Source organism: Trichlorobacter sp. (assembly GCF_030247655.1).
Taxonomy (GTDB): domain Bacteria; phylum Desulfobacterota; class Desulfuromonadia; order Geobacterales; family Pseudopelobacteraceae; genus Trichlorobacter.
Genome location: NZ_JAOTRZ010000322.1, coordinates 1 through 2,239, shown reverse-complemented (window position 1 = coordinate 2,239; position 2,239 = coordinate 1). Strand labels below are relative to the sequence as shown.

Below are 2,239 nucleotides of genomic sequence, written 5' to 3'. Positions count from 1 at the left end.
GCATTATAGAGCGTGGCTCTCCAGGGATGGCAAACAACACCTTCAAGATCATTCGCAAGATGCTCAACTATGCTGTTGAAAAAGACATCTTACCCTATTCCTGCGCTACTGGAGTTAAACTACCAGCTCCGCTCAATTCGCGAGAAAGAGTGCTATCACAAGAAGAGATCAAGCTATTTTGGAACAACCTGGAAAAAGCCTCCATGACTGAGGACATAAAGCTCGCCTTAAAACTCATTATCCTTACAGCTCAACGCCCTGGTGAAGTAATTGGTATGCACACCAATGATATTGATAAGGATTGGTGGACCATCCCTGCAGACCGTCAGGAGCAGGATGGGAAAGGCAGGGCCAAAAATAAAAAGTCTCACAGGGTGTATTTAACAGAAACCGTACAGCACATTATTGCCGAGCAGGTTGAGCGTGTTATGTCTGCCCGAAACCTCCCACACGGATCTGATTATAAAGGCTACATCTTTCCATCGAGGCACCAGAACAAGAATCAATCCGTTGATCGCCATGCAGTATCTCGGGCAGTGGCACGGAATATTGCCTTTCCCCTCACCGACACCAAAGGGAGACCGCTCTATCAGAAAGATGGCCAACCGGCAACAGTCAACAAACTTGAGGTAGATGATTTTACCCCCCATGATCTTCGCCGCACTGCTGCAACCTTTATGGCACAAGCCGGTGAAATGGACGAAGTGATTGATGCAGTACTCAACCACGCCAAGCAAGGAGTTATCAGAGTTTACAACCAATACCGGTATGATACTGAAAAGCAGAAAGCCCTGGAAACATGGGAACAAAAAATCTTAAGTATTATCAATGGGGCAGAAAACAACGTCATCTCAATCAAGCGAAATCGCGCATAAATTTTGAGGTATTGGACGCTAAATGGGGAGGGTTAAGCAGTAAAATAGCCACAAAAGATTTCTTGAAATCCCAAAACGACATTTTTTGTCATACCTGCATGGTATAGTGAACTCTCAGAAAACTGATGTAATCCATGCTCAGGAAGGGAGACCTATGAAAACCATACCAACACCCAAAGGCAATATCCACCTTGCTCCCATTGACAGAGAACTGTTCCAGCAGATCAGGGAGCTGATGCCCTACGGCATTGTCGGGCTTAAATCTGCCGACAAACCGCTTGAATACGGACTGGTAATGCAATGTGACGACACAGAGGTTATGGGCATTAAGTTACAACCGCCTGATTGCAGCCGCGAACAGGTAAATGCAGCCATGGAGACCAACATTATCCTGAGCTGCATTGCCATCCTTTATTACCTTCAAAACTCTTACGAAGGACTGCTGATTCCTTTTCCCTACCTGCGTGACAAAGGTAACCACTTTGAAGCAGGCATCTCAGTATTTGTATTTCCAAAACCTGGCGGCAAAGAAACCCTTGAAGATATAGAGCATGCCGGGGCCTACGACAACCAGTTCGGACAAGGGGCCACCGCCATGCTGGTTGCATTTGTCAGGGCATTACAAAAAGCTTCCAAGGAATCAAACATCCCCCTGTATCCAGTAATCGGCATGGAGCCCAGATTCAGAATGCAGCTTGGATCATTAAGCTTTGGTTACATGGTTATGGGTGCAAAGGTGATTGCTATAAAAACTACCATCACAGAAAAAGACTTCACTTGGACGATATTGAGGGATGCCGGAATATCTGATATTGCGCATATGCCATCCCAACCAGCCACGATTTCAAAGGATGATCTGTCCATTTCCAAGCCACTTTACACCTCATGACCCGCTACGCAATTAGCGACATACATGGTGGATCACAGACCTTCCAGGTCCTGATTGATCGGATCAATCCAAAGCCTGACGACCGGATCTACCTGTTGGGTGATTACATTGATCGCGGTCCTGACAGCATGGGTGTGCTGGATATCATCATCAGCATGCAGGAGGCCGGGTATGATCTGCGGCCACTGCGCGGCAACCATGAGGACATGCTGATCCGCAACCTTTCGCAGGATCATGATCTCTTTTCCTGTCAGTGGACAAAAAACTGGGGGCAAAAGACCTTGTTCAGCTTTGGCGTCAAACAGCCTGCAGATATTCCGCTACGCTATCGAAAGTTTCTGGCTGGTTTGCCGTACTCTTACGAAGAGGGTAATTTCATCCTAGTACACGCCGGAATCAATCTGGGGCTTGATGACCCGATCAACGACACTCCGGTTGAGCACATGGCTTGGGGCAGCACCGTCCTCCTGGAAGA

3 protein-coding genes are annotated in these 2,239 nt (G+C 47.3%); all 3 read left to right on the top strand.

The features are described 5' to 3' along the window. The coding region (locus OEL57_RS16255) for a tyrosine-type recombinase/integrase (RefSeq protein ID WP_300741928.1) at window positions 1–875 on the top strand (875 nt) is incomplete at its 5' end. Window positions 876–1,029: 154 nt separating this feature from the next. Continuing rightward, window positions 1,030–1,764: a hypothetical protein gene (locus tag OEL57_RS16250; protein WP_300741927.1), complete on the top strand. Its 735-nt coding sequence runs from the start codon at window positions 1,030–1,032 to the stop codon at window positions 1,762–1,764. After that, a partial coding sequence (locus OEL57_RS16245; protein ID WP_300741925.1) for a metallophosphoesterase occupies window positions 1,761–2,239 on the top strand: 479 nt, incomplete at its 3' end. The genes OEL57_RS16250 and OEL57_RS16245, both read left to right, overlap by 4 nt.

Coding starts and splice junctions, on each gene's coding strand:
- OEL57_RS16250 (WP_300741927.1), top strand. CDS start 1,030: ATGAAAACCATACCAACACCCAAAGGCAATATCCACCTTGCTCCCATT.